This window comes from Candidatus Binataceae bacterium, from assembly GCA_035294265.1.
Taxonomy (GTDB): domain Bacteria; phylum Desulfobacterota; class Binatia; order Binatales; family Binataceae; genus DATGLK01.
This window is the reverse complement of sequence record DATGLK010000104.1, coordinates 38,613-62,987: the sequence shown is the minus strand read 5'-3', so window position 1 is coordinate 62,987 and position 24,375 is coordinate 38,613. Positions and strand designations below refer to the sequence as shown.

General features: G+C 60.7%; 22 protein-coding genes and 1 tRNA gene. 19 read left to right on the top strand and 4 right to left on the bottom strand.

All coding sequences use genetic code 11. The features are described from left to right. Nucleotides 1-59: 59 nt before the first annotated feature. Nucleotides 60-1,355 carry a class I SAM-dependent RNA methyltransferase gene (locus VKV28_16760; GenBank protein HLH78453.1) on the top strand — a complete coding sequence of 432 codons (1,296 nt, stop codon included), beginning with the start codon at nt 60-62 and terminating at the stop codon, nt 1,353-1,355. A gap of 69 nt (nt 1,356-1,424) precedes the next feature. Further along, nucleotides 1,425-1,670, top strand: coding sequence for a hypothetical protein (locus VKV28_16755; protein HLH78452.1), 246 nt, complete (start codon nt 1,425-1,427; stop codon nt 1,668-1,670). A gap of 25 nt (nt 1,671-1,695) precedes the next feature. Here the strand turns inward: VKV28_16755 and VKV28_16750 are convergent, their stop codons facing one another. Then, nucleotides 1,696-2,238: a Rieske 2Fe-2S domain-containing protein gene (locus VKV28_16750; GenBank protein ID HLH78451.1), complete on the bottom strand. Its 543-nt coding sequence runs from the start codon at nt 2,236-2,238 to the stop codon at nt 1,696-1,698. Here VKV28_16750 and amrB point away from each other — a divergent pair. The 6 genes from amrB to VKV28_16720 all read left to right on the top strand — a co-directional run bounded on the left by amrB (nt 2,136) and on the right by VKV28_16720 (nt 8,205). Next, nucleotides 2,136-3,371 carry an AmmeMemoRadiSam system protein B gene (amrB, locus tag VKV28_16745; GenBank protein ID HLH78450.1) on the top strand — a complete coding sequence of 412 codons (1,236 nt, stop codon included), beginning with the start codon at nt 2,136-2,138 and terminating at the stop codon, nt 3,369-3,371. The genes VKV28_16750 and amrB overlap by 103 nt on opposite strands. 487 nt (nt 3,372-3,858) lie before the next feature. Next, a complete protein-coding gene (locus VKV28_16740; GenBank protein ID HLH78449.1) occupies nt 3,859-4,125 on the top strand; it encodes a hypothetical protein in 267 nt (88 codons plus the stop codon). A 61-nt stretch (nt 4,126-4,186) separates the two neighbouring features. Further along, nucleotides 4,187-5,887, top strand: a complete 1,701-nt coding sequence (locus tag VKV28_16735; protein HLH78448.1) for a hypothetical protein — start codon at nt 4,187-4,189, stop codon at nt 5,885-5,887. 95 nt (nt 5,888-5,982) lie between these two features. Further along, a complete protein-coding gene (locus tag VKV28_16730) occupies nt 5,983-6,261 on the top strand; it encodes a hypothetical protein (protein ID HLH78447.1) in 279 nt (92 codons plus the stop codon). Next, nucleotides 6,262-6,612 (top strand): hypothetical protein, encoded by a 351-nt coding sequence (locus VKV28_16725; protein HLH78446.1) that lies wholly within the window; start codon nt 6,262-6,264, stop codon nt 6,610-6,612. It abuts the gene before it with no gap. A 327-nt stretch (nt 6,613-6,939) separates the two neighbouring features. Next, nucleotides 6,940-8,205, top strand: coding sequence for a Rieske 2Fe-2S domain-containing protein (locus tag VKV28_16720; GenBank protein ID HLH78445.1), 1,266 nt, complete (start codon nt 6,940-6,942; stop codon nt 8,203-8,205). A 251-nt stretch (nt 8,206-8,456) separates the two neighbouring features. Here the strand turns inward: VKV28_16720 and VKV28_16715 are convergent, their stop codons facing one another. After that, nucleotides 8,457-9,845 carry a dihydrolipoyl dehydrogenase gene (locus VKV28_16715; GenBank protein ID HLH78444.1) on the bottom strand — a complete coding sequence of 463 codons (1,389 nt, stop codon included), beginning with the start codon at nt 9,843-9,845 and terminating at the stop codon, nt 8,457-8,459. Nucleotides 9,846-10,184: 339 nt separating this feature from the next. Here VKV28_16715 and VKV28_16710 point away from each other — a divergent pair, with 339 nt between their 5' ends. The 8 genes from VKV28_16710 (at nt 10,185) to trxA (ending at nt 17,645) form a co-directional block, all read left to right on the top strand. Continuing rightward, nucleotides 10,185-11,585 (top strand): Rieske 2Fe-2S domain-containing protein, encoded by a 1,401-nt coding sequence (locus VKV28_16710; protein ID HLH78443.1) that lies wholly within the window; start codon nt 10,185-10,187, stop codon nt 11,583-11,585. A 3-nt stretch (nt 11,586-11,588) separates the two neighbouring features. Then, nucleotides 11,589-12,632: an aromatic ring-hydroxylating dioxygenase subunit alpha gene (locus tag VKV28_16705; protein ID HLH78442.1), complete on the top strand. Its 1,044-nt coding sequence runs from the start codon at nt 11,589-11,591 to the stop codon at nt 12,630-12,632. A 229-nt stretch (nt 12,633-12,861) separates the two neighbouring features. Beyond that, on the top strand, nt 12,862-13,905 hold the full coding sequence (pstS, locus tag VKV28_16700) for a phosphate ABC transporter substrate-binding protein PstS (GenBank protein ID HLH78441.1): 1,044 nt from the start codon (nt 12,862-12,864) through the stop codon (nt 13,903-13,905). Next, on the top strand, nt 13,808-14,959 hold the full coding sequence (gene pstC, locus VKV28_16695; protein HLH78440.1) for a phosphate ABC transporter permease subunit PstC: 1,152 nt from the start codon (nt 13,808-13,810) through the stop codon (nt 14,957-14,959). Before pstS ends, pstC begins: the two co-directional genes overlap by 98 nt. 17 nt (nt 14,960-14,976) lie before the next feature. Then, entirely contained in the window at nt 14,977-15,825 is an 849-nt protein-coding gene (gene pstA, locus VKV28_16690) for a phosphate ABC transporter permease PstA (protein ID HLH78439.1), read from the top strand. Nucleotides 15,826-15,992: 167 nt separating this feature from the next. After that, a tRNA-Ser gene (locus VKV28_16685) sits at nt 15,993-16,084 on the top strand. Nucleotides 16,085-16,304: 220 nt separating this feature from the next. Then, on the top strand, nt 16,305-17,240 hold the full coding sequence (locus tag VKV28_16680; protein ID HLH78438.1) for a lysylphosphatidylglycerol synthase transmembrane domain-containing protein: 936 nt from the start codon (nt 16,305-16,307) through the stop codon (nt 17,238-17,240). A gap of 72 nt (nt 17,241-17,312) precedes the next feature. Next, the gene (gene trxA / locus VKV28_16675; GenBank protein ID HLH78437.1) at nt 17,313-17,645 is read left to right on the top strand and encodes a thioredoxin; all 333 of its coding nucleotides are present in this window, start codon (nt 17,313-17,315) and stop codon (nt 17,643-17,645) included. Between the two features lie 67 nt (nt 17,646-17,712). Here trxA and VKV28_16670 read toward each other — a convergent pair whose 3' ends face one another. Both VKV28_16670 and VKV28_16665 read right to left on the bottom strand, forming a co-directional pair. Beyond that, nucleotides 17,713-18,981 carry an MFS transporter gene (locus tag VKV28_16670; GenBank protein HLH78436.1) on the bottom strand — a complete coding sequence of 423 codons (1,269 nt, stop codon included), beginning with the start codon at nt 18,979-18,981 and terminating at the stop codon, nt 17,713-17,715. 62 nt (nt 18,982-19,043) lie between these two features. Continuing rightward, the gene (locus VKV28_16665) at nt 19,044-20,258 is read right to left on the bottom strand and encodes an aminotransferase class I/II-fold pyridoxal phosphate-dependent enzyme (protein ID HLH78435.1); all 1,215 of its coding nucleotides are present in this window, start codon (nt 20,256-20,258) and stop codon (nt 19,044-19,046) included. A gap of 220 nt (nt 20,259-20,478) precedes the next feature. On the opposite strand from VKV28_16665, the gene VKV28_16660 reads away from it, so the two are divergent. The 3 genes from VKV28_16660 (at nt 20,479) to VKV28_16650 (ending at nt 24,368) form a co-directional block, all read left to right on the top strand. Next, a complete protein-coding gene (locus VKV28_16660) occupies nt 20,479-21,741 on the top strand; it encodes a Rieske 2Fe-2S domain-containing protein (protein ID HLH78434.1) in 1,263 nt (420 codons plus the stop codon). Nucleotides 21,742-21,805: 64 nt separating this feature from the next. Further along, nucleotides 21,806-23,044: a Rieske 2Fe-2S domain-containing protein gene (locus VKV28_16655; GenBank protein HLH78433.1), complete on the top strand. Its 1,239-nt coding sequence runs from the start codon at nt 21,806-21,808 to the stop codon at nt 23,042-23,044. 76 nt (nt 23,045-23,120) lie between these two features. Continuing rightward, entirely contained in the window at nt 23,121-24,368 is a 1,248-nt protein-coding gene (locus tag VKV28_16650; protein HLH78432.1) for a Rieske 2Fe-2S domain-containing protein, read from the top strand. Nucleotides 24,369-24,375: the final 7 nt, after the last annotated feature.

The window sequence follows — 24,375 nt, the reverse complement described above, 5'->3', positions numbered from 1 at the left end:
GCCACCATTTGGTCCGCTCCGTCGAATCTCGGAACGCTATGGGGTAGGATTATAAGTGCGTGAGCGGGTCCAAAACCATGCCTGCCGTCGTCGAGCGCCTTCGCCCGGCTCGGGTCGAAGTGGCGATCGAGGAGTTGAGCGGTCCTTTCGGCCTAGGGCGCTATCAGGGCCGAGTGCTGATGGTCCCGGGGACGGTGCCGGGCGATCTGATCGAGGCCGAGATCGAGCGCGATCGAGGTACTTACGCGCTCGCCACGCTACGGCGCGTGATCGAGCCGGCGCCGGCGCGCCGCTCTCCGCCCTGTCCTTTCCTTCCCCGATGCGGCGGCTGTGACTGGCAGCAAGTCGTATATCCGGCCCAGCTCGCGGCCAAGGGGCGGCTGCTCGCCCAGCAATTCGAGCGCGGATTGGGCCTGCGCTTGCAGACCAACGATCTGGTGCAACCCGCGCCGCGCGAATTCGGCTATCGGGCGCGGGTGCGGCTGCAAGTAAGTTCGGCGGGCCTGCTTGGATTCTACCGTACGGGCACCAACGATTTGGTCCCGATCGACCAATGCCTGCTAACCGTGCCCGAGCTCAATCTCGACGTCGCTAGAGCTGTGGTCGCGGCCTTGCCCGGATGTGAAGAGCTGGAACTGGTGGCTGCGGGAGTGGGTCCGGTCGCGGTGGCGATCCTTAATCGGCGCGCTCAGGAGCAGGACCAAACACGTGCGACCAGGGCGATCGCGCAAGCGGGGCTGGCGGGGCTGGTTGTGCGGGCGCGCGATCGGCGGATCGCGGTGGGCGAGGTCGAGACCAGCTTGGAATTGGAACCGGGCCTGGAATTGCGGCTGGCGGCCGATGCCTTCAGCCAGGTCAATCACCAAGCTAATCGTGCTTTGATCGCGGCGGTGCTCGAGCGCGTAGCGCAGGCGGATGCGCGCAAGGTGCTGGACCTTTATTGCGGCGCGGGCAATTTCAGCTTGCCACTGGCCCGGCGCGGGCTGGAGGTCTTGGGGGTGGATGCAGACGCACTGGCGATCGAGGCCGCCGAGCGCAACGCGCGCAGGTTGGCTCTGCCCGTCCGTTTCGTGGCGATGCGGGCGGCGGAACTAGCGCCGTTTTTGCTGCGCGCGGGCTATCGCCCGGACCTCGCGCTGCTCGATCCACCGCGCGGCGGTGCCCGTCCCCTGATGGCCTCGTTGGGGCGCTTGCGCCCACGCCAAGTGGTGTACGTATCATGCGACTGCGCCACCGTGGTGCGTGATTTGCGCTTGCTGTGCGAACAGGGCTATCGGCTGGAAAGTGTGCGCGGGTTCGACTTTTTTCCCAACACTCATCACCTGGAGGTGGTGGCGGTTGCGCTATTGACTTGACTCCAGAGCGGCTCATACTCTGAACCAGAGTTCCTGGGACACCTGGCCGCCGCAAATTAAGGCTAACAGATGGCCAAGCAAGAAAAATCTCCCCGCCCAAAAGTAACCATCATACCGGGCCGTGGGGTCGCCCAAACCATCAACTACCTGCTCGAAGATCGTGATGATCTGGAATGGATTATCGCGGTTGGCCGAACCAAAAACGGCGAGCTGTTCTTTTATGACACTGGCGGGGATATTGTCGAAGATCTTGGCACGCTGGAATATCTCAAGTCCCGCATCGTACGGGCCCATTTCGGCGATGAATACGAATAGCCCTGATCGTGCCTGCTGAGCGGGCTTAAATTCCCGGCTCCGGCGCGCCCGCCGGCGGGCATGCGTAAATCTGTCCGGCCTCCGTCTCCAAAGGAATGCGAAATAACGTCTTTCCACACGTGTCCCCGGGCCCACTTACGCACAGGCCCGAGGCCGGCAAGTAAAGCGCACCGTGGGTTTGGCAGATCAGATAGCGACGATCTGGGGTAAAAAACTGGTTATCCACCCAATCCAACGGCAGCGGTACGTGTCGGCATCGATTGACGTAAGCGTAAAATTCGCCCCCTAGGTTGATCAGGAAGCATTCCTCTTCGATCCCGGCGATCGTCAAAAGGAACTTCCGCGACGCGCCCGGCGGCAGCTCCGCGCTCGCCGCGATTCTGAAGCGCGGGCGCCGAGGTCGGCCAGCTTTCTTGCTCGTGGCTGCCACAGCTCTTAACCTGTCTATACGGAGTCCGCCGATCAATGGACAAGCCACGAATTCGCGCGGTGGAGGCCTTCCCAATCGAGCATGAGGGGCAACGGCTGATTTGCCTACGCGATCCCCTGGGTCTGGCTCCGCAACCATTGGCGATGGGTGCGGCCGCCTACTTCCTGCTCAGTCTGATGGATGGAACGCGCTCCGCCGGTGAGATCGGCCAAGCCTTTGCGCACCAATTCGGGTATGCTCTGCCGCCCGCGCAACTCGACGCCTTTATCGAGACTCTTGACCAGGGTTTTTTTCTCGACAATTCACGCTTCGCCCGTCGTCGGCGTGCGGTTGGTCAGGAATTTGCCGGGCTGGCCCAGCGACCTGCCGCTCATGCCGGGCTTTGCTACCCGGCCCAGCCGAGCGAGTTGCGCAAGGAGCTGATGAGCTTTTTCGAACCGCCACAAGGTCCGGGTTGGGCCGAAATCGCGAGTAAGCCCAGTTTACCCAATCTGGCCGGGCTGATCGCGCCGCACATCGATCCGCGCCGCGGCAGGTCGGCCTACGCCCGCGCTTATCATCAGATGATGGTGCGCCAACCACCTCAACTGGTGATTATCCTGGGCACTTCCCACTACGGCAGCGGCCCGGAGCTGTTCACGGCCACCACCAAAGACTATGCCACCCCGCTGGGTAATCTCACCACCGATCGAGCTTTTTTGGCGCGGCTGGCCGGGCGCTATCGCGCGGGCGATCTCTTCGCCGACGAGCTGCTTCATCGCAACGAGCATTCGATCGAATTTCAGACCCTCTTTCTTGCCCTCACGTTGGGCTTGGAGGACTACCAGATCGTGCCTATCCTGGTGAGCTCCTTCCATGAACTTGTACGGGACCGTCGAATGCCGAACGCCGATCCCAGGGTTGGCGCTTTTCTCGACGCGCTGGGCGAAGAATTGGCCGCCGACGGCCGGCGGGTCTGCATTATTGCCGGAGTGGATTTCGCGCATGTGGGCAAAAAGTTCGGCGACGCGCAGGCGGCTGATGACGACATGATCGCATGGCTGCGCGAAGAAGATCGGCGCCTGATTGAGACTATCGAACAGGGTGACGGCGCGGCTTTCTTTCGCGATATTCTATGCGACGGCGACCGGCGCAGGATCTGTGGTCTATCCCCCATTTACACCCAGCTTGAACTGCTGCGCGGCCGGCGCGGCCGTCTGCTAGCCTACGACGTTGCTCTGGAGCCGCCCACTGAATCGGCGGTTTCCTACGCCGCGTTGGCGATCGACTAGTATGTTGAGTTGCGAGTGATGGCGTCGGTCGCCTAACTCAATTTGCGACGATCCCTGCATACCGAATTTGTATAAACCCAGCGCTAACCACGCTAGTGGTGCTCGCGAGTTCTCTGACTGAAGCACGAATGACGAAAAGCCGTTGCCTCTTCGGCTGAGTCCCGAGAGCGCGTCTGGCAAGCATCATTGTGGTTCGTGTCACAGGGGACCTCAGGGCTGAAAAGGGCGCCATCCCCTTCCGCGGCCCTATTCTCGCCCCCCAAGTCCGGAACCCCGGGTGCTCGCGCTTGAGTGTCTTCCCCTAGCTTCGCGGATTTTGACTTCCTGCCCTGCAAAGGCCGCTCAATTCATTGGGTGGCAAAACTTACTTCATCGGCTTGTAACATCCCGTGGCTATAAATCCTGGCAAGTTCGCCGGCGGTCGGCGCGCTGTAGCGCAGACAACCCGAGCTTTCGCGGCAACCGAACCGAACTGGAGGTATGAAAGATGAAAAACCCGCATTTGGCGATACTGCTTCCGGTGGGGCTGCTTTTTATTGGCGTGGCCTGTGCTACCGGCGCGGCGGCGCAAGGGCCGTCATTAAAATCCGATCCGCCATCCCAAGCGGCCAAAGCCGATCCCCCTCCCGACGTGACCAACTGCGCCATCGTCACGGTCTCGACCCCGATGCTCTACGCCTGCAAGGGGAAAGTTTACACCGCTTACCAGCTCCAGCAGCTCCGGGAAGCCGCGCAAGCCGCCCATAAACAATAAGTCAATCTAGGAGAGAAGGCAGCGTGTGCCCGCCCCGCCGGCGGGACTCAAAGGGCAACATATGATACCGACTAGACCAAAAAGCGATTTGAGCTTCAAACTGATCGAGCTCTTGCCGGTCATCTGGATCCTGGCACTAGCCCTATTGGTTCAACCCCGCCCGCTCTTTGCCCAGATCGCGGCCTCCTCGGCAGCGGCGGGAAGCACCGGCAGCTTGACCTTATGGACCGACCCCCGGACCAGTCAGGTTTTCACCCGTCCGGGGCCGGGCCGCGTGCCGCTGAATCTGGGCGTGATAGCCGCCCCGGTTCAGCATTCGCTGGAAAATCAGATCCAGAAGCAGCAAGTAGCGACCACCAAGCTGACCCAGCAGGTAACGCAGCAGCAGGTGCAAACCGACGCGGTGGTTCATCAGGTCAATACGATGCGGCCGGCCTGGCAAAACTACGTCGACAGTTTCCAGAACAAGGTATCTATTGGTGGCCAATTCTGGTTTGCCTACCAATATTTTACTCACACCGGATGGGGCCCGCAGTATTTGACCCAGGAAAACTGGCCTGGGCCCGGCAATAACGGGTTCAACTCCTTTTTCATGCATCGGGGTTATATCAACCTGTTTTTCTATCCCACCAAGGACTGGACGCTGCGGCTTACGCCCAACATCTATACCATGATCGGCAATACTTCGGCCCAGGCCTACGGACGCAGCTCGGCGATGCCCAACGCCAATGTCGGCAACCTGGGCTATCGGATTAAATACGGCTACGTGCAGTGGAATACCCCGTTTTTGAACCTCGGCATGGACAGCATCAAAAACGACAAGATCATTGTTGGAGTCCAACCTCAGCCAATCACGGCATGGGAAGAAGATCTTTACGGCTACCGATTCGTCAATCTAACGACCTGGAACATGAGTCTGTCATCGACCTTCCCCGGTATCAGCGTGCAGGGGCCGATTACGTTTGGACCAGAGCACCTGCAATATGCCGATTACAATGTCGGGGTCTTCGACAACGCCAGTTTTCACGCTATTGAAGCCACGGATACCAAAGACGTGATGGCACGGCTGTCGATCTATCCTTTCGGTGCCAAATGGCGCTTTGACGGTCTGGGTTTCACCAGCTTTTACGATTTCGGTTATGGCAACACTACGCCAGATGCCGCCGATTTGCCGACTGCCCTTAAGGGTCCCAACGCCGAAATCGAGCGCTTTGCGGAGATTGTTCATTATACAGCGGAAACCTGGGGCATTGCCTTCGAATATGATTGGGGCCGCAATGCCTGGAGCCCTGGCAACATGTTCTCGGCCTCTGGCCCGGCGGCCGTATTCGGACTTACTCCTAACCTGCCGGCACCGCTGGCCCTCAATTATGCAGCCTATTCCAACCTGGCCAATGCGCTACTCAATAACGGACGCTCATATCAGCAAGGTTTCAATTTCTTCGGCCATTACCATATCCCCAATAGCCGGGTGACTTTGTTCGGCTGGCTTGAACAATGGAATCCAAACACTAGTGTAAACACCAATCCGTTCGACTTCTACCGCGTTATCTTAGGTGCAGCTTATCAGTGGAATGAGTACCTGCGCTTCGCGATAGATACCCAAAACACGCTGTTTTTCCATAATCAGTACAACTTCCCTGTCAGCTACGCCAAGTCGTTCGGGTTTACCCCGCCAACCGGTTTTACCAGCGGGTCGATTCCCAACGTGGTGACGCGAGATACCCACGTCTTCATGCTTAACGTCGAGTATGTGTTCTAAGGTAATCGGCAATGGGTAACCACAATTTGTCGCATGTACAATCCGCGTCGAGTCGCTTAAGCAAGCGGCTCGGCCTAGGAAGGGCGACGCTGGGCGTGATACTTGGCGCGAGCCTGGCCGGCTGCGGCACCCTCGTGCCCTGGACGCCGCTAGGCCAGCCCACCGCGCCGCCGCAGGGCGGGGTTATAGCGCCGTCGGCTTTCATAGGAATGAAGATGAAAGACGTGATCGCCAAGCTGGGCCAGCCTACCAGCGTACAACCGCTGCAGGAAACCACTGGTAACCTCATGATCTATGCCCACGAGGGTGAACCCCATTACGTGTTCGAAACCGGCTCGCGGGGCGACGTCGTGAGCGCGACGGGAGGCGACTAGATGTCATATCCACCAATTCAGGGCGCAATCGTGCCGTCCTCTGCTGACCGCGGGCGCCGAGGTGCCAAAGCCTCGATCTTTCGCGGACTGCGCGCCGCCATCTTGATCGCCGGCGTGCTTGGCTGCCTGGTCACGCCGTTGGCGGCGGCCAGCGCCAAGCAACAGAACGCCAAATTCTGGATGGGCAAGAACATTGGCCAGGCAGTAAAGGCTCTGGGGCAGCCTACGCAAATGGTGCCAATCATCGAGACCGGCGGTGCGATGTACATCTATGCCAAGAAGAACGAACGCCACATGGTGTTCGAAACTGGTCCCGATGGGGTGATCAGCAAAGCAGTCAACGTGCAGTAAAACAGGGGCCGATTTCAAGTCGGCCGGCCCCTGTTTTCCCCCGGTGCGATTGGGTAACCGAGGTCGCGATAACACACGAGTTGGAGTGGGTGGCCGGCCTTGGCTCCGCTCGAGGTTCATCGTGGCATCTAGCGCAGAAGATCGATTTCCGCCGCGACCGACGGCGAAGCGTTCGCGGGTGCAAGCCGCTTAATCGTTCGGCGATCGCCGGTGGGTTGACCGCGGGCTCGTTGCCTCACGCCTGAGTGAACGGCGAAGAAATACTTTACGACGCAAACAAATCTCGGCTATACCTAAGCGGACTGCGCCATTAGTGAGGGTAAAGCGATGTTGAGCCGGGAAGACAACGAGCTATTGTGCCGGGTTGGGCCGGGCGCCCCGATGGGCGACCTGCTGCGCGAATTTTGGACCGTCGCTGTGCGCTCCCAGGCCTTGGAGGCCGACGGTGCTCCGGTACGGGTACGCCTGTTTGGCGAGAATTTCGTGGCTTTCCGCGCAAGTGACGGACGGGTAGGCTTCTTCGACGAAGGTTGCCCTCATCGTTGCACCTCGCTGGCCCTGGCCCGCAACGAAGACAATGCGCTTACCTGCATCTTTCACGGCTGGAAGATCGACGTCTCGGGTAAAGTGGTCGAAGTGCCCTCCGAGCCGCCCGAGCGACGCGCCGAGTTTGCCGCCAAGGTGCGGGTGCGCCATTACCCGGTACGTGAGGCCGCAGGCGCGGTGTGGGTCTATCTGGGGCGCAGCGAGCAGCCCCCGCAGTTCTACAACTTCGAGTTCGCCAAGCTCCCCGCCAGCCATTGCGTGCCGATGCGCGCGGTCGTTCACTGCAACTGGTTTCAGGCCTTCGAGCAGGTTTTGGACTCCGCCCATCTGGGCATCCTGCATCAGTCCTGGCTCAAGCAGATCGGAACCACGATGCGGCTGGCGACCCTGACCAGCCCCGTCTTCGAGACTTTGAAAAAGCCCTACGGCTTCCGCGAGGGGGCAATTCGCGACCTGGGCGATGGCACTTATTACGCGCGCATCCGCGAAGTGGTATTTCCCTACTTTTCCTTTATTCCCAACGATCCCCCGCAGCCCAACTTCATGATGTGCGCAGTCCCGATCGACGACGAATGGAACGCTCAATGGCTGTTCTGGTATGATCCTCATCAGCCGCTGGCCAGCTTTGACCATGTTCCCCATTCGCAAACCCAACGTGCGTCAGGGGCCAACCTCGACAACTTCTGCACCGATATGGGCGGTCCCGAAAACATGTGGAATCAGGATCGCAAGGCGATGAAGGAGGGGCACTTCACCGGCATCACCAAGAATTTCATCTACGAAGACTTTGCGATCGAGGAGGCGATGGGTCCGATCATGGACCGCAGCCGTGAGTTTTTGGGACGTAGCGACACCATTATTCTTACCGTCCGGCGGGCTCTCCTGCAGGCCGCGCGCGATTTTCGCCAAGGCAAACAGCCGAGCTTCATGGACCGCGCGATTGATTATGGCAGCGTGCGTGCGGCCGCCGTGCGCTACGATAAGTCGGTAGATTGGCGCGCCATGGATCCGCTCAATCCGCCGCCCGGCTTGTCAGTCCAATGGTAGGGCTTTTAAGCCCAGCTGGTCAGGCGGAGAGCAAGGCCTTTCCTACCCGCGAAGTTGTGTACAAGTTCGCTGGCAGCCGCTGCCAGTTGGCGTTGTCTGTCCAGGGCGTCGGGCGAGGTGCTTACCAGCTGGCGCAGGGCAGCAGGACGAAACCTTTCCCTCCGGTGGAAACTGCTAAAGTTGTCGTAGCGCCCACCGCGAATTGGGTCGAGCCGCGCTGCACGCTCGGGTAGGTAGGCGGGGGATTTCAGTCAGAGCACCGAACGAGCAGCCTTGGCGATGCTTTCGCTCGCCATCGGATGTTGACCGGGGAACTCAGCCAAGTCGCGCGCGGTCAAGCCGCGGGCGACCGCGAGCCCGATTTCACTGATCAAGTTTTCGGCATCCAATCCGACCACCCAGGCTCCTATCAGCCGCAGGTTCCCTGGGCTGAAAAAGAGGCGGACTTCGCCGCCCGTTTCGTCGAGAATCTGTGCGCGTGAGTCCTCACTTAGCGACGCCGCCGCTTCGATCAGCTTCACCCCCAACGGCGATGCGCTTGCTGGCACGATTCCCACGAAGGCGGCCGCGGGGAGCGTGAAGACCGTAAAAGGTACCGACCCGCGATCGAAATGGTCTACTGCCCTGCCCGCCAAGATGTTTGCTGCGGCGACCAGGGATTGACGCACCGCGGCGTGAAACAGTGGCGACTGGTTGTTAACGTCGCCACAGGCATATATCCCCGGAAGGTTGGTTCGCTCAGCCTCGTCCGCCTTGATCGCGCCGCCCTCCAGTTCAAGCCCGACGCGCTCGCAACCCTCGGGGATGACCGGGGTTCTTCCAACCGCCAGCAAGACCTGTTCACTTTCCGCGGATTTCTGGCGCCCGTCGTGCCGATACCAAATTTTGAAACCGCGCGCCGTCCGCTCGACGGCCTCGACTTTGGCTTTAAGCGTGATCGTAATTTCAGGATCTAGTAGCCGCTCGAGTTCTCCAACCATCCGCGGATCGAAACCGGGTAAAAGCTGATCGGTCATCTCAAGGACGTGAACGCGGGACCCAAAGGATCTGAAAAAGCTCGCCGTTTCCAGGCCAACATAACCGCCGCCCACCACCAACAACGTGTCAGGTAGCGAGCGAACGCTTGGATTGAGCTTGAAGATGCTCCGGCTGGTCAGACAATCCTTGGCGCCGGGAATCGGAGGAAGCGCAACATCGGCGCCGCTGGCAATGATAATCTGCTGCGCGCGGTACTCGCGATCGATGTTTGGCCCCTCGACCTTCAGCCTTCGTAGATCAAGGAAGCGGGCTACCCCTTTGACCAACTCCAGCCTGCCGCCGAGCGCTTTTAACTCCTCCTCATGCTGGGCGTAGCGGAGCCGCTGAACGGCGTCCTTATGAGCGACTACCTCGCCATAGTCAACTGCGGGTTTCCGCTGAATTCCAAAGCGGGCGAAGCGTTGCGCGCGATTCCACAATGCCGCGGCCTCGCGCACTGCCTTTGATGGCACGCAACCCTCCGCTAGACAGTTACCGCTCATGACTCCCTTTGGATCGACCATCACCACCTTACGTCCCGCACCCGCCAGCCGGAACGCCGCCGGATATGCGCCGCCGCCCGCGCCAATACAGATGACATCCACGTCTACGGTCGCGCTCATGGCCTCGCTCCCATCGGGCTTTCTTTCAACTTTTTTAGCAGGGTTGCCTCGAAGCGCCGGTGATAAGCCACAGCCGGCTCCTGTCTGCCTTTGTTCTTGAGGTGGACCAGTGCAGCCTCAGTGTACTCCATTTCACAGGCGGCTTGGCAAAGAGGCAGATTCGCTCTTGTGAGGCAGGGGCCAGGGGTGCTAGTCGATGGTAGCGAAAACTTGGTCGCGCCGGCCCGCTTGAAACAGCACCCTGCGTACGGGAGGGCGTGTTCCGCCGTGCTAACGCAGCCGTGCGCCTATGTAGCCTTCTGCCAGCGCGGCCACAACAGGTTGCGGACGTGAGGGCCGATGCTGTCGCATGATGACAACGAACTGTTGACGCGCGTGGGACGCGGCACGCCGATGGGCGAGTTGTTTCGGCGCTTTTGGCTGCCCGCGGCGCTCAGCTCGGAGTTGCCTGCGCCCGATTGTCCACCCCTGCGGCTACGCATTTTGGGCGAAGATCTGGTGGCGTTTCGCGATACCTTGGGTAGGGTCGGAATCCTTGAGGCCTACTGCTCGCACAAGCTGGCCCCGTTGTTTTTCGGCCGCAATGAGGAGTGCGGTCTGCGCTGCGTTTACCACGGCTGGAAGTTCGACGTCCATGGCCACTGCGTGGATGTGCCTAATGTGCCCAATCCCAAAGATGCCGAAAGCCTCAAGGCCAAGGTTGGGGTGACCGCCTATCCCGCCCGGGAAGCTGGCGGTGTCATCTGGATACACATGGGGCCACCCGACCAAGCAGCGCAACTGCCCGACTTTGAATGGGCCCGCCTGCCGGCCGGCTATCAGCACGTCACGCGCTGGCTCCAGCGCAGCAACTATGCCCAGGGGATGGAAGGTGAGATCGACACCTCACACATCGGATTTCTACACAGCTATCTCTCCGGTCAGCGCCCCGACAATCTTTGGCGCCAAGGGGTGCGCCCGGTGACCGACCCGGCTCCCGTGCTGACCCTGCGTCGCACCGATTACGGCTTGACCTATGGAGCTCGGCGCACCGCCGGGCCGGGTCAATATTACTGGCGGGTGACTCAGTGGCTGATGCCGATGTACAGCCTGATCGCTACGCCGGCCTTTCCCTTGCACGGACGGGCCTGGGTGCCGGTGGACGATTATCACACGACGACCTGGGGCATTCTTTACCGCAGCGATCGTCCCTTCAGTGCCCAAGAGCACGACTTCATCATGGAAGGCGCGTTCTTTCCGCCGCGCATGAAGGCGGGCGCGGTCGAGTTGCCGCACGGCTATGTAATTGACACCTTCGTGCCGAGCGCGAACCGCGGCAACGATTACCTGATCGACCGCCAGATGCAACGCCAGTACAACTTCACGGGAATCGCCGGCGTTAACGAGCAGGATCGCGCTCTGCAAGAAAACATGCCCAGCCGACAAGCCATGGCGTGCAGCCTGGTGGACCGCACGCGCGAACATCTGGTCTCCTCCGACGTACCGGTTATCACCGTCCGCCGGCTCCTGCTCGACCTCGCCCGTGACCTACGGCGTGGGCGTGGGCCGCGACCGGCCGCCGAGGGCAAGCTTTATGCGGTCCGCGCGCTCGACGTGCTATCGCCAATCGCCGAGTTCGACGAATTGATGCGCGTGCATGCCACGCAAGTCCGTGCCCCGCTGTACGACGGTACTCCGACCCCGGCGCAGTCAGCGCCGGCATCTATAACCGAGCCTTCGGTTCGAGAGGAGAGGTCTTAAGCGATGTTTGTAAACAATGCATGGTATGTAGCCGCTTATGCCGATGAATTGACCGACAAACCGCTGGCGCGGCGGATTCTCAACCAGCCGGTGGTTTTGTTCCGTTCTCCCGAGGGCACGGTGGCCGCCCTGGAGGATCGCTGCTGCCATCGTGGCGCGCCGCTGAGCTACGGCGCGCTGTGCGCCCAAGGGATCGAGTGCGGCTATCACGGATTGATCTACGACGTCCAGGGGCGATGCGTGCTGGTGCCCGGCGGCCATCGCATTCCGCCCAATGCGCGGGTGCGTAGCTATCCGGTGGTGGAAAAGGATGGATTCGTCTGGCTATGGACTGGCGACCCCACTTTAGCCCAGCGTATTCAGCCGATGGACTATCCCTGGTCTCACGATCCCGCTTGGTCGGAGCGCCATGACATGTATCCGATCCGCTCCAGTTACCTGATGATGGTGGACAATCTGATGGACCTGACCCATCTAGGCTACGTTCATGGGCGTACCATTGGCGGCACGCCGTCGGCGCATGTGGAGGCCCGGATGCGGGTGGAAAAGACCCCCGATGGGGTGCGCTTCGTGCGCTGGATGCTCAATTCGCCCCCGCCTCCAACTTACGTCAAGGCTGGCGGCTTTACCGGTCTTGTCGACCGCTGCCAGGAATTTCGTTTCGTCGCTCCCAGCACGGTTTTGCAATGGACGGGGGCGGTTGACGCCGGCGTGGGCGCCTATCAGCCCGCTAGTCCGCAGGTGAAATTCGCTTTCCGCCTCTTCCACGGCATGACCCCGGAGACCGAGACCAGCTGCTTCTATTTTTGGTCGATGGCGCTGCTTTCGCCCGACCGCCAACCCTGGGATGAGTTGTTCAATGACGTTGCCGCCACCTTCAAGGAGGACCAGGCGATCGTCGAAGCCCAGCAGGCACGCCTCAGCGAGTTGCCCGATCCCCCTTTAGTCGAAATTCATGGCGACGGGGCTACCCTTCAGGCGCGCGCCTTGATCGAGCGGCTGATCGCGCAGGAGCGCGCTCAACCACCCACCGCCGCGGTAGGCTGAGAGCTCGCTGTCGGGGCGGTCGCGCCAATTGATTTATTGTCGCCCCTCGGGGGCACTGCTAGGTCATGCCGGCAGCCCTTGGTAACCAGACGTACCGGTGTTGAGCATGGCTGCTCGATAAGCCGCGCAAGTTTAACAGTTTCGTAACAAACGAGACTCCTACGAGTAAAGTGCCGCTGCTACAGTTCGACGCGATCGATTTCGTGTCGGCTCGGGGAGGTACTTACACATGTGCGTCCGCTCCTATGCCCGCGTTGCCCTGCTCGCGGTCCTATCCGTAATAATCCCTATCGCGTCGCAGGTCGGCGCAGCCACCCAACTGACCGGAGCTGGATCGACGTTTGATTATCCCTTCTTTTCGCGGGCCTTCTATGACTACAGCCAACAGAACAACGACGTGACGGTAAATTATCAATCGATCGGCAGCGGTGGCGGAATTCAGCAATTTATCGCTAAAACTGTTGATTTTGGTGCGAGCGATGTTCCTGCTGATGAAAACGAGCTGAAACAGGCAGGACAGCCGGTCCTGCAGATTCCGGTGACCTTGGGAAGCGAGGCTATCGGCTATAATCTGCCAGGAATCGGCAAGGGCCTGCGCCTGACCCGGGAGTCGATTGCCGCAATCTATCTGGGTAAAATCACCCAATGGAATGATGCCGAACTCCAAAAGCTCAACCCTGATTTGAAGCTGCCGGCCCTGCCGATCGTGGTGGTCCATCGCTCGGATGGCTCGGGGACGACTTATATTTTCACCGATTTCCTCAGCGCGGTATCGCCCGAATGGAAGGAGAAAGTCGGGATTGGTAAAAGCGTGCAATGGCCGGTTGGAATTGGCGGCAAGGGCAACGAAGGCGTGGCCGGCCAAGTCCGCCAGACGCCGGGCGCGATCGGTTACGTCGAGCTTGCCTACGTCCTGCAGAATGATATGCCCTATGCTCAAGTTCGCAATCGGGCAGGCAGGTACCTGTATCCCTCGCTGGCCACGACCAGGGCGGCGGCAGCGACCAAGCCCAACGTAAGCTCCACCGATTTTTCGATTGTTGATGCTCCGGGCGCTAATGCTTATCCCATCGCGGGTTATTCTTGGGTGATGCTATATGAGACATCAAGCGATCCTAAGCGCGCCGCTTTGGTGAAGGCGGTCATGACTTGGCTGGTGACCAAGGGGCAGGCGGATGCGGCGGCGGTCGACTATGTGCCGCTGCCCGACAACGTGCAGCGACAGGCGCTCAAGATCCTCGGCGATACGAAAAGCGAGGGTGCTGTCCAATAAAATTTTGATGGCTAAGTCCGAGGAACTTCGGTCAGGCAGCGATCTCGGGTGTGCGCGCGTCTCGAAAGGCGCCGAGACGGCGCGCGCCATCGTTACGACCGCGCCGGTCCAGCCCCCGCCAAGCCGGTTGCCTGCGACCCGTCCGGCAGCCCATCGCGGGAGAGGATTTGCGGCCTGCGTCTACAGCGCGACCGCGATTTTTCTTGCCCTGGTGCTTGCTCTGTTCGTGGAGTTGTCGTGGAAATCGCGGTTGGCGATTGAAACCTTTGGCCTATCATTCCTGTGGACCAGCGCCTGGAACCCGGTTACCAACCAGTTCGGCGCCCTTACCTTTATCTACGGTACCGTGGTCAGCTCTTCGATTGCGATTGTGTTGGCCGCAGTTGTGGGAATCTTGGCTGGGGCTTTTCTGGCCGAGTTTGGTCCGGCTTGGTTTACCACTCCGCTCAGCTTTCTAATCGAGCTGCTGGCGGCGATTCCCAGCGTGGTTTACGGCCTGTGGGGTCTGTTTGTGCTGGCCCCAGTCATGCGCGACTACCTGGAGCCGTGGCTGCAAAAGTATCTGGGCTTCCTGCCGTTTTTTACCGGCGCGATCTATGGGATAGGCATGCTCACGGCCGGCGTGGTTCTAGCGATCATGATCGTCCCGACAGTCACCGCCATCTCCCGCGATGTGATGGCGGCGATCCCTCAAAGTCAGCGTGAAGCCATTTGGGCGCTGGGAGCGAGCCGCTGGCAAGGCTTCTGGATGGTGGTGCTGCCGGGCGCGCGCGCCGGGGTTTTCGGCGCTTGCGCGCTTGCGCTGGGGCGCGCGCTGGGCGAGACCATCGCGACCACCATGGTGATCGGCAATCGGCCCGCTATTTCAGTCTCCTGGTTTGCTCCCGCCTACAGCCTTTCCAGCGTCATCGCCAACGAGTTCACCGAAGCAACCAGTCAACTCTATCTGAGCGCGTTGATCGAGTTGGGATTGTTGCTGTTTGTCATAAGCGTGATCGTCAATGGACTGGCCCGGCTGTTGCTGTGGACCGTCTTCCGGCCGGCGGAAGACTGAGGCGGGAAGGCGCTGGGATGCATCGCTTGCGCAGTGCTTGCGGGATCTTCGCCACGGCTTTTTGCGCCGCCGGGGTAGCTATCGTGCTGCTGGTGATCCTGGGTTATGTGGTTCGCGAAGGCATCGGGGCGCTCTCGCTGGCTTTTGCCACCCAGCTCCCGCGTCCGGTTGGAATCCCCGGCGGCGGCGTTGGCAATGGCATTGTCGGTAGCGCGATCATCGTGGGATTGGCGGCCGTGGCCGCCATTCCTATCGGAGCCCTGACGGGAGTCTTCCTAACCTATTTCGGCCATGGTCCCTTGGCGGCTACGGTGCGCTTTCTCTCCGACGTGCTCGCCGGAATTCCGAGCATTGCGATAGGCCTGTTTGCCTACACACTTTTGGTCGCCCCCATGGGCCATTTCTCGGCCTGGTCGGCGTCTTTTGCCTTTGCCATCCTGATGTTGCCAGTGATTATCACGACCACCGAATCGGCGATAAAAGGCGTAGCGCGTGAACTCTACGAGTCGGCCATTGCGCTGGGCATCCCACCGCATCGGGCGATTGTGCACGTCATACTGCCTTCGGCGCGTGCCGGGATCACCACGGGAATGGTGCTGGCAATTGCACGCGTTACCGGGGAAACCGCGCCGCTGCTGTTCACCGCCTTTGGCAGTCAGTTTTGGGAATTCAACCCGAACAACCCGATGGCGGAGTTATCGTTGCAAGTCTTCACCTATGCGATTTCTCCCTATCGCTCCTGGCATCAACAGGCCTGGGGTGGGGCCCTGATCTTGATCTTTGTGGTGGTATTCATGAACCTGGCTGCCCGCGTGCTGCTCAGGCCTGGGATCGGTCGCCGGGTGCGCGCTCCGCTAGGCTCGTAAGTCGCCGCTGAAGGCCAAGCCTCACTCACAACGCATCAGCTTCCTTTTCCCCAATCTCTGCTCCGCGGGGGGGTGGGCGTCATCCCGCCGGTGGCGAGGCCGGTGTGAGCGTGGCATACTGCCTTGGGCGCAAATTTCCTCAGCTTTCGTGGCGCGCAACCCCGCGCGGAGAGGTGGCCGAGCCCGGTTTAAGGCGCACGCCTGGAGAGCGTGTAGACTCGAAAGGGTCTCGGGGGTTCAAATCCCCCCCTCTCCGCCAGCAGCTAAGGTCCAAGCCTATCCCGCCGAGCCAGCTGGGGGTCGTCCGCAATGATTTAGGGTTCGCGATGGGGTTCGAAGGGGCGACCCTGCTTAGGTACGGTCCGGTGAATTTAGGGCATAATGGGAGGATGCAACGCTTTTCTTGGCGGCCTCTGTCGACGGACCGCCTCCGGACCTGGACTCGCAACCCATGGATTCAAAATCTGGCGATTTATGGGTTGGCTTTCGGAATCATCTATTATTTGGCCCGTGATGTTCCAATCGACCAGCTTTTAGCCAATTTCCGCCTGGCGCATTTGTGGATTTTTATCCCAGCTTGCGTGGGTTCCTTTGCGATCTGGTTCGTGGGCGAGACCGTGCTTTATTCTCGTCTTTTTACCTATTTTCATTCCAAGACCACCTTCCGCGAAATGATCTGGCCCAATGCAGCGCAATACTTTCTACAGCTCGTTAATCTGGCGGTAGCCGGTAGCGCGCTGGTGCTCTTCGTTCATCGGCGTAAGGCGGTGCCCTGGCTGGCCGCCGGAATGACCTTGCTTTTTCAAGCCTTTATCGACCTGCAAATCCTGCTGTTCTTTGGCCTGATGGCGGGCGTCGCCGACCGTTATCCGCTGGTGCTGAAATATTGGTTCGTTCCTACCGCGCTGCTTGCTCTGATGTGGCTTGTCGCGTGGTTTTTCTCTCGCGGTCGACCGGCGTGGCGACCGTTGCGCTGGGTGTACGATCGTCCCTCGCTGGTGAGCTTCCGACAGGCAGGTTGGGCGGAATATGGCAAGTTGGCTGCAATTCGCGCACCGATCTTCGCCGGGCAGGGGGTGATGCTTTATTTTCAGATGATGGGTTTCGGCATTGCCGCGCCGGTCGCCAAGGTCCTCAGCTATACCCCAATTGTGCTTTTGCTGGGCGGGTTGCCGATAACGCCGGTGGGCTTAGGGCCCTTGCAGGCGGTTTTGGTCAGCGGTTTCCATGCCTTTGCCACCAAGGCCAACCTGCTTGCGATGGCCTTGTCGATAAGCTTCATGAACATCATTTTCCGTATTCCGATGGGGCTTAGTTCGGCCGGCAGCTTTGCGCGCGAGGTGGTGGAAAGCGAGCGCGAAGGGTTTACCGAAAAGGATTGGCCAGGCCAATGCCGGCAGGTTCGCCGCCAGTGAAGATTTGCCTTGACTAGGCGAGTAGGCGTACTTATGTTGCTTCAATAGGCTAGCTCTAAGAGGAAAAGCTAAATGGCCAGCGACAAGGTCTCTCATATCAGCGATGCTGATTTCGAACGCGAAGTGCTTAAATCCGAGACCCCGGTCTTGATTGACTTCTGGGCTCCGTGGTGCGGCCCCTGCCGAGCGATTGCGCCGCTGGTGGACGAAGTGGCCAACGATTATGCCGGTCGCCTGAAAGTGGTCAAAATCAACGTCGATGACAACCCGCAAACGCCCTCGCGTTACGGCGTGCGCGGCATTCCCAATCTGCTCATCATCAAGGGTGGTCAGGTCAAGGATCAAATTGTCGGGGCGGTTCCCAAGGGGCACTTGGTCCGCGCGGTTGACGCCGCGCTCGCCTGATCTGGGTTGACGTGGACTAGCTGAAGCGGCGCCGGCTGTGGGCCGGCGCCGCCTTTTTATCCCTGCTTCAGGGCGGCAGGGGCCGGAAAGCGCTCTCGCGCAAACTCAGGGTAAAGCCGGCCGACAGTAGCGCGGCACCCATCAGATACCAGGCGGGAATCAGTGCGCTGCCACTGCGCGCGATCAGAAAAGTGGCCGCCATCGGAGCAGTACCACCGAGTATGGCCATGCACAGGTTGTGGCTTATCGCTACTGCGCTACAGCGTACGCTGGCCGGGAAGGCCTCGGCCATCGCGGCGGGCGAGACACCGTCGAAAGTTCCCATAATCACGGCGAAGCCGAGTTGGGCGAGCAGCGGCGCGGTGAAGCCGCCCAGGCGAAAGAGCCCAAATAGCGGTCGCGCCAACAGCAGCGCCAGCAACGCGGAGCCCAGCAGCAGAGGCTTGCGCCCGCTCCAATCCGACAGCGCTCCCGCTGCTGGCAACACCATGAATAACAGCGCCATTCCCAGCGTATTGATCGCCAAGGCGGAGCCGTGGGCGAGGCCGCAAAACTGGGTTAGGTAGGTCACGCCGTAAATGAAGGCAAGATAAAAGCCCACTGCGTCGAGTGCTTTGAAGGCCGCGATTTGCAGCATCCCGGGCCAGTGGCGGCGCAGGATTGCGCCCAGCGCAGGAGCGCCAGAGGGAGCGGCGCGGTAATCACGTCGCAACCAATAGCCGATTAGCCCCACCACGATGCCGGTCAGAAAGGCGGCGCGCCAGCTATAGCGTGCCAGCTCAGCAGGCATCAGCCAGGCCAGCAGAGCGCTGACCGCCGAGCCGAGAAAGATGCCCACGAACGCACCGGCCGAGCCGAAGGCGCCGATCAGGCCGCGCCGATGCTGGGCGCAGCGCTCGATCATGAAGACCACCGAGGTGGTGTACTCTCCCCCCACCGCCAGCCCTTGGATTAGGCGCATTGCTACCATCAATACGGCGGCGGTCAATCCCCAGCGCTGATAAGAGGGCAACAAACCCATCGCGCAGGTAGGCAGCGCCATCGCCAGCACCGAGACTATCAGGGCGCGCTCGCGCCCGGCACGATCGCCCAGGTAGCCCAACAGCAATCCGCCCACTGGGCGCATCAGGAAGCCCACGGCAAAGACCGCGAAAGCCTCCAACAGGGAGGTGGCGGGATTGTGAGCGGGAAAGAAGGTTTTTGCGATAGTGGGAGCGAAGCAGCCGTAAACCGAAAAGTCGTACCATTCCAGAACATTTCCCGCCATTCCGGCCAACACCAGGCGGTGGGCCTGGGCGGAGGACGGGGAGGCGAACGAACTGGCGACTGCGCTCAAGCTAAAGGCTCCGCGACCTGCCCCCTGTGCTTAGCAGATGGCGGCGCGGCGCACGAGAGCGGCTAGCAGTGGTCGAGGGCCTGGAGGAAATCTTTCAATAGATCGCGCCAATGCTCGGTACCGATGGAAAGCCGTACCAGGTCCTCGCCGATCCCGAAGGCTTGCAGCTCCGCCGGCGCCATTTCGCTGTGAGTGGTGGTACGCGGATGGCACACCAGAGTTTCAATCCCACCCAAGCTGACTGCGTTTTTCGCGATAGTTAGATGGCGTAAAAACTCAAAGGCTGCGGCTTTGCCGCCGCGCAATTGCAGGCTTATCACGGAACCGGGAAAGTCGGTCTGCGCGTCGCGGATTCGGCATTGAGCGGGATCGCTGAACAGGCTGGGGTAATGCACCCGGGCCACGGCTGGGTGCTCAACCAGGCGCTGAGCGATACGCTGGCCATTTTTGCTTTGACGGTTCATTCGCAGATGCACGGTGGGCAGGCGCGAATCCAAAATCCAGCATTCGTCGGCCTGCAGAATGTTGCCCAACAGGCTGCGCAGTCCCATCAGCCGATCAATTAAGCCCTTCTCGGCCGCCAGCACCGCGCCAGCTAGCAAATCACTCATGCCGCCCAAGAATTTGGTCGCGGAGTAAATCACTAGGTCGGCGCCATGGTTGAGCGGATGCTGAAAAGTAGGACCCAAAAAGGTGTTGTCCACTGCCAGTAGCGGCCGCTCGGGATGACTGCGCACCGCCCGCGCGGCGGCGGCGATATCGGTCATCACCAAGGTAGGATTGGCCGGCGTCTCGATCAGCACCAGACGTGGCTGGACTGCCTGTGCCACTGCTTGCACCAGCCCCTCGGTGTCGCCCGCGGCAACCGGCTGCAACGCGACTCCCAACGGCTTGAGGAGGGTATGGAGCAAAGCATGCGTGCCGCCATAGATCGGCTCGGTATAGATTATCGTGCTCCCTGGCGACAGCGACGCTAGCGCCACCGTGGAGATCGCGGCCATTCCGGAATTGAAGACCGCGGCCGCCTGTGCGCCTTGTTCCAGCGGAATCAACTGCGCTTCCAGAATTTCGGCGTTGGGGTGGGATAAGCGGGCATAGATCAGCTCTCCGCCTGCCCCCGCGCTCCTGCCCAAGGCAACCGCGAAGGCCTGTTCAGCCGCCTCGGGACTGGAGAAAACGTAAGTCGAGCTGCGATAAACCGGGGGTCGAGCCGAGCCCACCGACAGGCGCGGGTCGAAGCCCCGAATCAAGATGGCGGTTTCGGGTCTCAGGTCCATCACAATTTAAATTGTACCGCGCCCGGATCGCTCCTCACTAGCCCCAAAAGTTTCCGCGGCCGCGCTCGATGTTCCCGCTGCTCCGACCCGGCCCTCCGCACGGCGGTTATCTTGTGCTAACTTTCGCGCTGGTAATTTGTCTTCCGAGTAAGTAACATGTTGCTTGGGCTCTGGCCCTGCGACAATCATCATTATATGTCGACTCTGATGGAGAACGGCGATGCTGACGCATGAAGACAACACACTGCTGACAAGAGTCGGGGCTGGCACGCCGATGGGGGAGCTGTTGCGCGAGTACTGGGCACCGGTGCTGCGCGCTGACGCGCTAGAGGCCGACGGGGCTCCAGTGAGGGTGCGGTTATTGGGAGAAAACTTTATCGCGTTTCGCGCGACCGACGGACGGGTCGGGTTTTTCGACGAAGGTTGCCCCCATCGCTGCACCTCGCTGGCGCTGGCGCGTAACGAAGACAACGCTCTTACGTGCATCTTTCACGGCTGGAAGATCGACGTCTCGGGCAAAGTCGTCGAGGTGCCTTCAGAGCCCGCCGAGCGACGGGCGGAGTTTGCCGCCAAGGTGCGCGTGCGTCATTATCCGGTGCGCGAGGCAGGCGGCGTGATCTGGGTCTATGTCGGGCGACGCGAACAGCCGCCCAAGTTTTATAACTTCGAGTTTAACGAGCTGCCTGCAAGCCACAGCTTTCCGATGCGTGCGGTAATGCATTGCAACTGGTTCCAGGGACTGGAAGCGGTACTTGACTCCGCCCACTTGGGAATTTTGCACGCCTCCTGGCTGCGGGGTAACGCGACCCCTGGCGCCAGCACCCTAGCCACCGCCAACACCGGCCCGGTGTTTGAAGTGGAGCCGCGGCCCTACGGTTTTCGCGAGGGTGCGCTGCGCGATTTGTTCGATGGCACCTGCTACGCGCGAATCCGCGAAGTCGTGCTGCCCTACTATTCCTTCATCCCCAGCGCGGTGACCCGGCCCAACTTCATGATCTGCGCCATCCCGATCGACGACGAATGGACCGCGCAGTGGTACTTCCATTACAACCCGGCCGCACCCCTGACTGCGGCGCAGCGGGCGGAATTGATGGAGGGCAGTTCGGGCGATCCGAACAACTTCTGCTCCGACATGGGTTCGATCGACAATCTCTGGCATCAGGACCGCAAGCTGATGCGCGAGGGCAACTGGACCGGTATTGCCCGCTGCATTCCGTTTGAAGATTTCGTGGTCGAGGAATCGATGGGCCCGATCGTCGATCGCAGCCGCGAGTACCTGGGTTCCAGCGATGTGATCATCATACGCGCCCGGCGCATGCTGCTGCAGGCAGTGCGCGAGCATGCCGCGGGTAAGGTGCCCTTTGGGGCAACCGAAAATTTGGACTACAGTCAGATACGGGCGTTGGCGATTCGCTACGACCAACAACTCAATTGGCGCCAGCTCGATCCACTCCGGCCGCCGCCCTCGCTGCCCACCAACTGATGCTGGCTTGCGCGAAACTGGGGCCGCGCACACAAACAGTTGTCCGTCCAGGGGAGACACCAAGATGATGACGCGCGAAGAAAACGAGCTGATGTGTCGAGTGGCGCCGGGCACGCCGATGGGACAGATGTTGCGCGAGTATTGGGCCCCGGCGCTACGCTCGCAGGCCCTGGAGGCCGACGGTGCGCCGGTGCGGGTGCGGATGTTGGGCGAGAACTACATCGCCTTCCGCGCCAGCGACGGGCGGGTCGGCTTTTTCGATGAAGGCTGTCCCCATCGCTGCACCTCGCTGGCACTGGCGCGCAACGAGGACAACGCGCTGACCTGCATTTTCCATGGCTGGAAAATTGATGTCTCGGGCAAAGTCGTAGAGGTTCCCTCCGAGCCGCCCGAGCGGCGGGCGGAATTCGCAACCAAGGTGCGGGTGCGCCATTATCCGGTGCGCGAGGCGGGTGACACCATCTGGGTGTACCTGGGCCAGCGCGAGACTCCGCCCAAGTTCTACAATTTCGAGTTCAACCTGCTGCCCTCCAATCAACTCGACGTCTACCGCGCCGTGATGCATTGCAACTGGGTGCAGGGGTTGGAGGCGGTGCTCGATTCCGCTCATATCGGCCTGATGCACAGGTCGTGGTTGCGCAATTTCAACCGCGGCAACGAGACCATGGCCAATAATTCCCCGATTTTCGAAGTCGTAGCCAAGCCCTACGGTTTTTGCGAGGGTGCCCTGCGTGACCTGTGGGATGGCACCTCCTACGCCCGCATCCGCGAAGTCGTAATGCCCTACTACTCATTTATCCCCACCGATCCGGGCGATCCCAATTTCATGATTTGCGCGATACCGATCGACGACGAATGGACCGCCCAGTGGTATTACTTTTACGACCTCAAGCAGCCGCTTAAAGGTGATTGCCTGGTCGGCCATTCCGGTGACAAAAACAACTTCTGCTCCAGCATGGGCAGCATCGATAACATGTGGAAGCAGGATCGCAAAGCCATGAAGGAAGGGCACTGGACCGGCATCACCAGTATCCTGCAGTTCGAGGACTTCGTCGCCGAGGAATCGATGGGTGCAATCGTTGATCGCAGCCGCGAATACCTGGGCTCCAGCGACAGCATCATCATTCGGGCGCGGCGGATGCTTTTGCAGGCTGTGCGGGAGTATCAACGCAGTGGCATCCCCCCCTTCGGCCTGCTCGACGAGGTCGATTACACCAAAGTCCGGGCCCTGGGCATCCGCTTCAAGAATGACATTTCCTGGAAGCAGATCGACACGCTCAATCCGCCGACCTGGGTGGAATAGCTTATGCCGGCGGCCGAGCCTTCGATGGCAAAACGCCGGCGCAGGTGAGCACGCAATTTGACCGCAACGAGATGGCATGCTGACGCGCGAAGACAACGAGCTGCTCTGCCGGGTGGGGCCGGGCACTCCGATGGGAATGCTGGGCCGCGAATACTGGGTTCCGGCGCTGCGCGCGGCCACCCTACAAGCTGACGGCGCGCCGATGCGGGTGCGGTTGTTCGGCGACAATTTCGTCGCCTTTCGGGCAACCGACGGGCGGCTCGGGTTTTTCGACGAGGGCTGTCCTCATCGCTGCACCTCGTTGGCGCTGGCCCGTAATGAAGACAATGCGCTGACCTGTATTTTCCATGGCTGGAAAATCGATGTTTCGGGCAAGGTGGTCGATGTCCCCTCCGAGCCACCCGAGCGACGGACCGAATTCGCCGCCAAGGTGCGGGTGCGCCACTATCCGGTGCGCGAGGCTGGTGGGGTGGTGTGGGTTTATCTAGGCCGCCGTCAGCCGCCGCCGCGCTTCTATGACTTCGAGTTCAATCGCCTACCTGCCAGCCATCTGATGCCTTTGCGCGCGCTGCTCCATTGCAACTGGTTGCAGGGTTTCGAAGCGGTGCTGGATGCCGCCCATGTTGGGATCCTTCACAAGTCGTGGTTGGTTCAGCCCGCTGGTAAGCTGGCCGGCCTGGCCGCGGTTACCGCGCCGACCTTCGAGCTGCTGGCCAAGCCCTACGGCTTTCGCGAAGCGGCGCTGCGCGATCTGCGCGACGGTACTTGCTATGCGCGGATCCGCGAGGTGGTGCTACCCTTTTTCTCGTTCATCCCCAACGATCCGCCGCTGCAAAGCTTGTGCATTGCCGCCATTCCAATCGATGACGAATGGACCGCGCAGTGGTACTTCTGGTACGACCCCGCCGCGCCGATCCAGCCGCCCGCGCGTGACTGGCAGCTCAGCCGGACTTCGGGCGATCCCGACAATTTTTGCTCGACCCTTGGCAGTGCCGAGAACAACTGGGGCCAAGACCGCGCCAAAATGAAGGACGGCCACTGGAGCGGGATGTGGACCTTCCATTACGAAGACTTTGTCACCCAGCTCTCGATGGGAACGCTGGTCGATCGCAGCCGGGAGTATCTGGGTTCGAGCGATAGCATCATCATTCGGGTACGACGGATGTTACTGGAGGGGATCCGGGCTTTTGAAGCTGGCCGCGCGGCGCCCGGATTCGATCAAGAGGTGGATTACCGCCAGATCCGCGCGCTGGGCATCCGGTATCCCAGGGAGCAGGACTGGCGCTGCTTGGGTGTCGCCAATCCGCCGACCCTGCCAGACTGAAGCTCGA

What these genes read in the sequence shown, in the direction of transcription:
- VKV28_16755 (HLH78452.1), top strand. Translation starts at nt 1,425, where the DNA reads ATGGCCAAGCAAGAAAAATCTCCCCGCCCAAAAGTAACCATCATACCG.
- pstA (HLH78439.1), top strand. Translation starts at nt 14,977, where the DNA reads ATGCATCGCTTGCGCAGTGCTTGCGGGATCTTCGCCACGGCTTTTTGC.
- VKV28_16710 (HLH78443.1), top strand. Translation starts at nt 10,185, where the DNA reads ATGCTGTCGCATGATGACAACGAACTGTTGACGCGCGTGGGACGCGGC.
- trxA (HLH78437.1), top strand. Translation starts at nt 17,313, where the DNA reads ATGGCCAGCGACAAGGTCTCTCATATCAGCGATGCTGATTTCGAACGC.
- VKV28_16660 (HLH78434.1), top strand. Translation starts at nt 20,479, where the DNA reads ATGCTGACGCATGAAGACAACACACTGCTGACAAGAGTCGGGGCTGGC.
- VKV28_16735 (HLH78448.1), top strand. Translation starts at nt 4,187, where the DNA reads ATGATACCGACTAGACCAAAAAGCGATTTGAGCTTCAAACTGATCGAG.
- VKV28_16725 (HLH78446.1), top strand. Translation starts at nt 6,262, where the DNA reads ATGTCATATCCACCAATTCAGGGCGCAATCGTGCCGTCCTCTGCTGAC.
- VKV28_16715 (HLH78444.1), bottom strand. Translation starts at nt 9,845, where the DNA reads ATGAGCGCGACCGTAGACGTGGATGTCATCTGTATTGGCGCGGGCGGC.
- VKV28_16665 (HLH78435.1), bottom strand. Translation starts at nt 20,258, where the DNA reads ATGGACCTGAGACCCGAAACCGCCATCTTGATTCGGGGCTTCGACCCG.
- VKV28_16740 (HLH78449.1), top strand. Translation starts at nt 3,859, where the DNA reads ATGAAAAACCCGCATTTGGCGATACTGCTTCCGGTGGGGCTGCTTTTT.
- VKV28_16750 (HLH78451.1), bottom strand. Translation starts at nt 2,238, where the DNA reads ATGGTTGCGGAGCCAGACCCAGGGGATCGCGTAGGCAAATCAGCCGTT.
- VKV28_16720 (HLH78445.1), top strand. Translation starts at nt 6,940, where the DNA reads ATGTTGAGCCGGGAAGACAACGAGCTATTGTGCCGGGTTGGGCCGGGC.
- amrB (HLH78450.1), top strand. Translation starts at nt 2,136, where the DNA reads ATGGACAAGCCACGAATTCGCGCGGTGGAGGCCTTCCCAATCGAGCAT.
- VKV28_16650 (HLH78432.1), top strand. Translation starts at nt 23,121, where the DNA reads ATGCTGACGCGCGAAGACAACGAGCTGCTCTGCCGGGTGGGGCCGGGC.
- VKV28_16655 (HLH78433.1), top strand. Translation starts at nt 21,806, where the DNA reads ATGATGACGCGCGAAGAAAACGAGCTGATGTGTCGAGTGGCGCCGGGC.
- pstC (HLH78440.1), top strand. Translation starts at nt 13,808, where the DNA reads ATGCGGCGGCGGTCGACTATGTGCCGCTGCCCGACAACGTGCAGCGAC.
- pstS (HLH78441.1), top strand. Translation starts at nt 12,862, where the DNA reads ATGTGCGTCCGCTCCTATGCCCGCGTTGCCCTGCTCGCGGTCCTATCC.
- VKV28_16705 (HLH78442.1), top strand. Translation starts at nt 11,589, where the DNA reads ATGTTTGTAAACAATGCATGGTATGTAGCCGCTTATGCCGATGAATTG.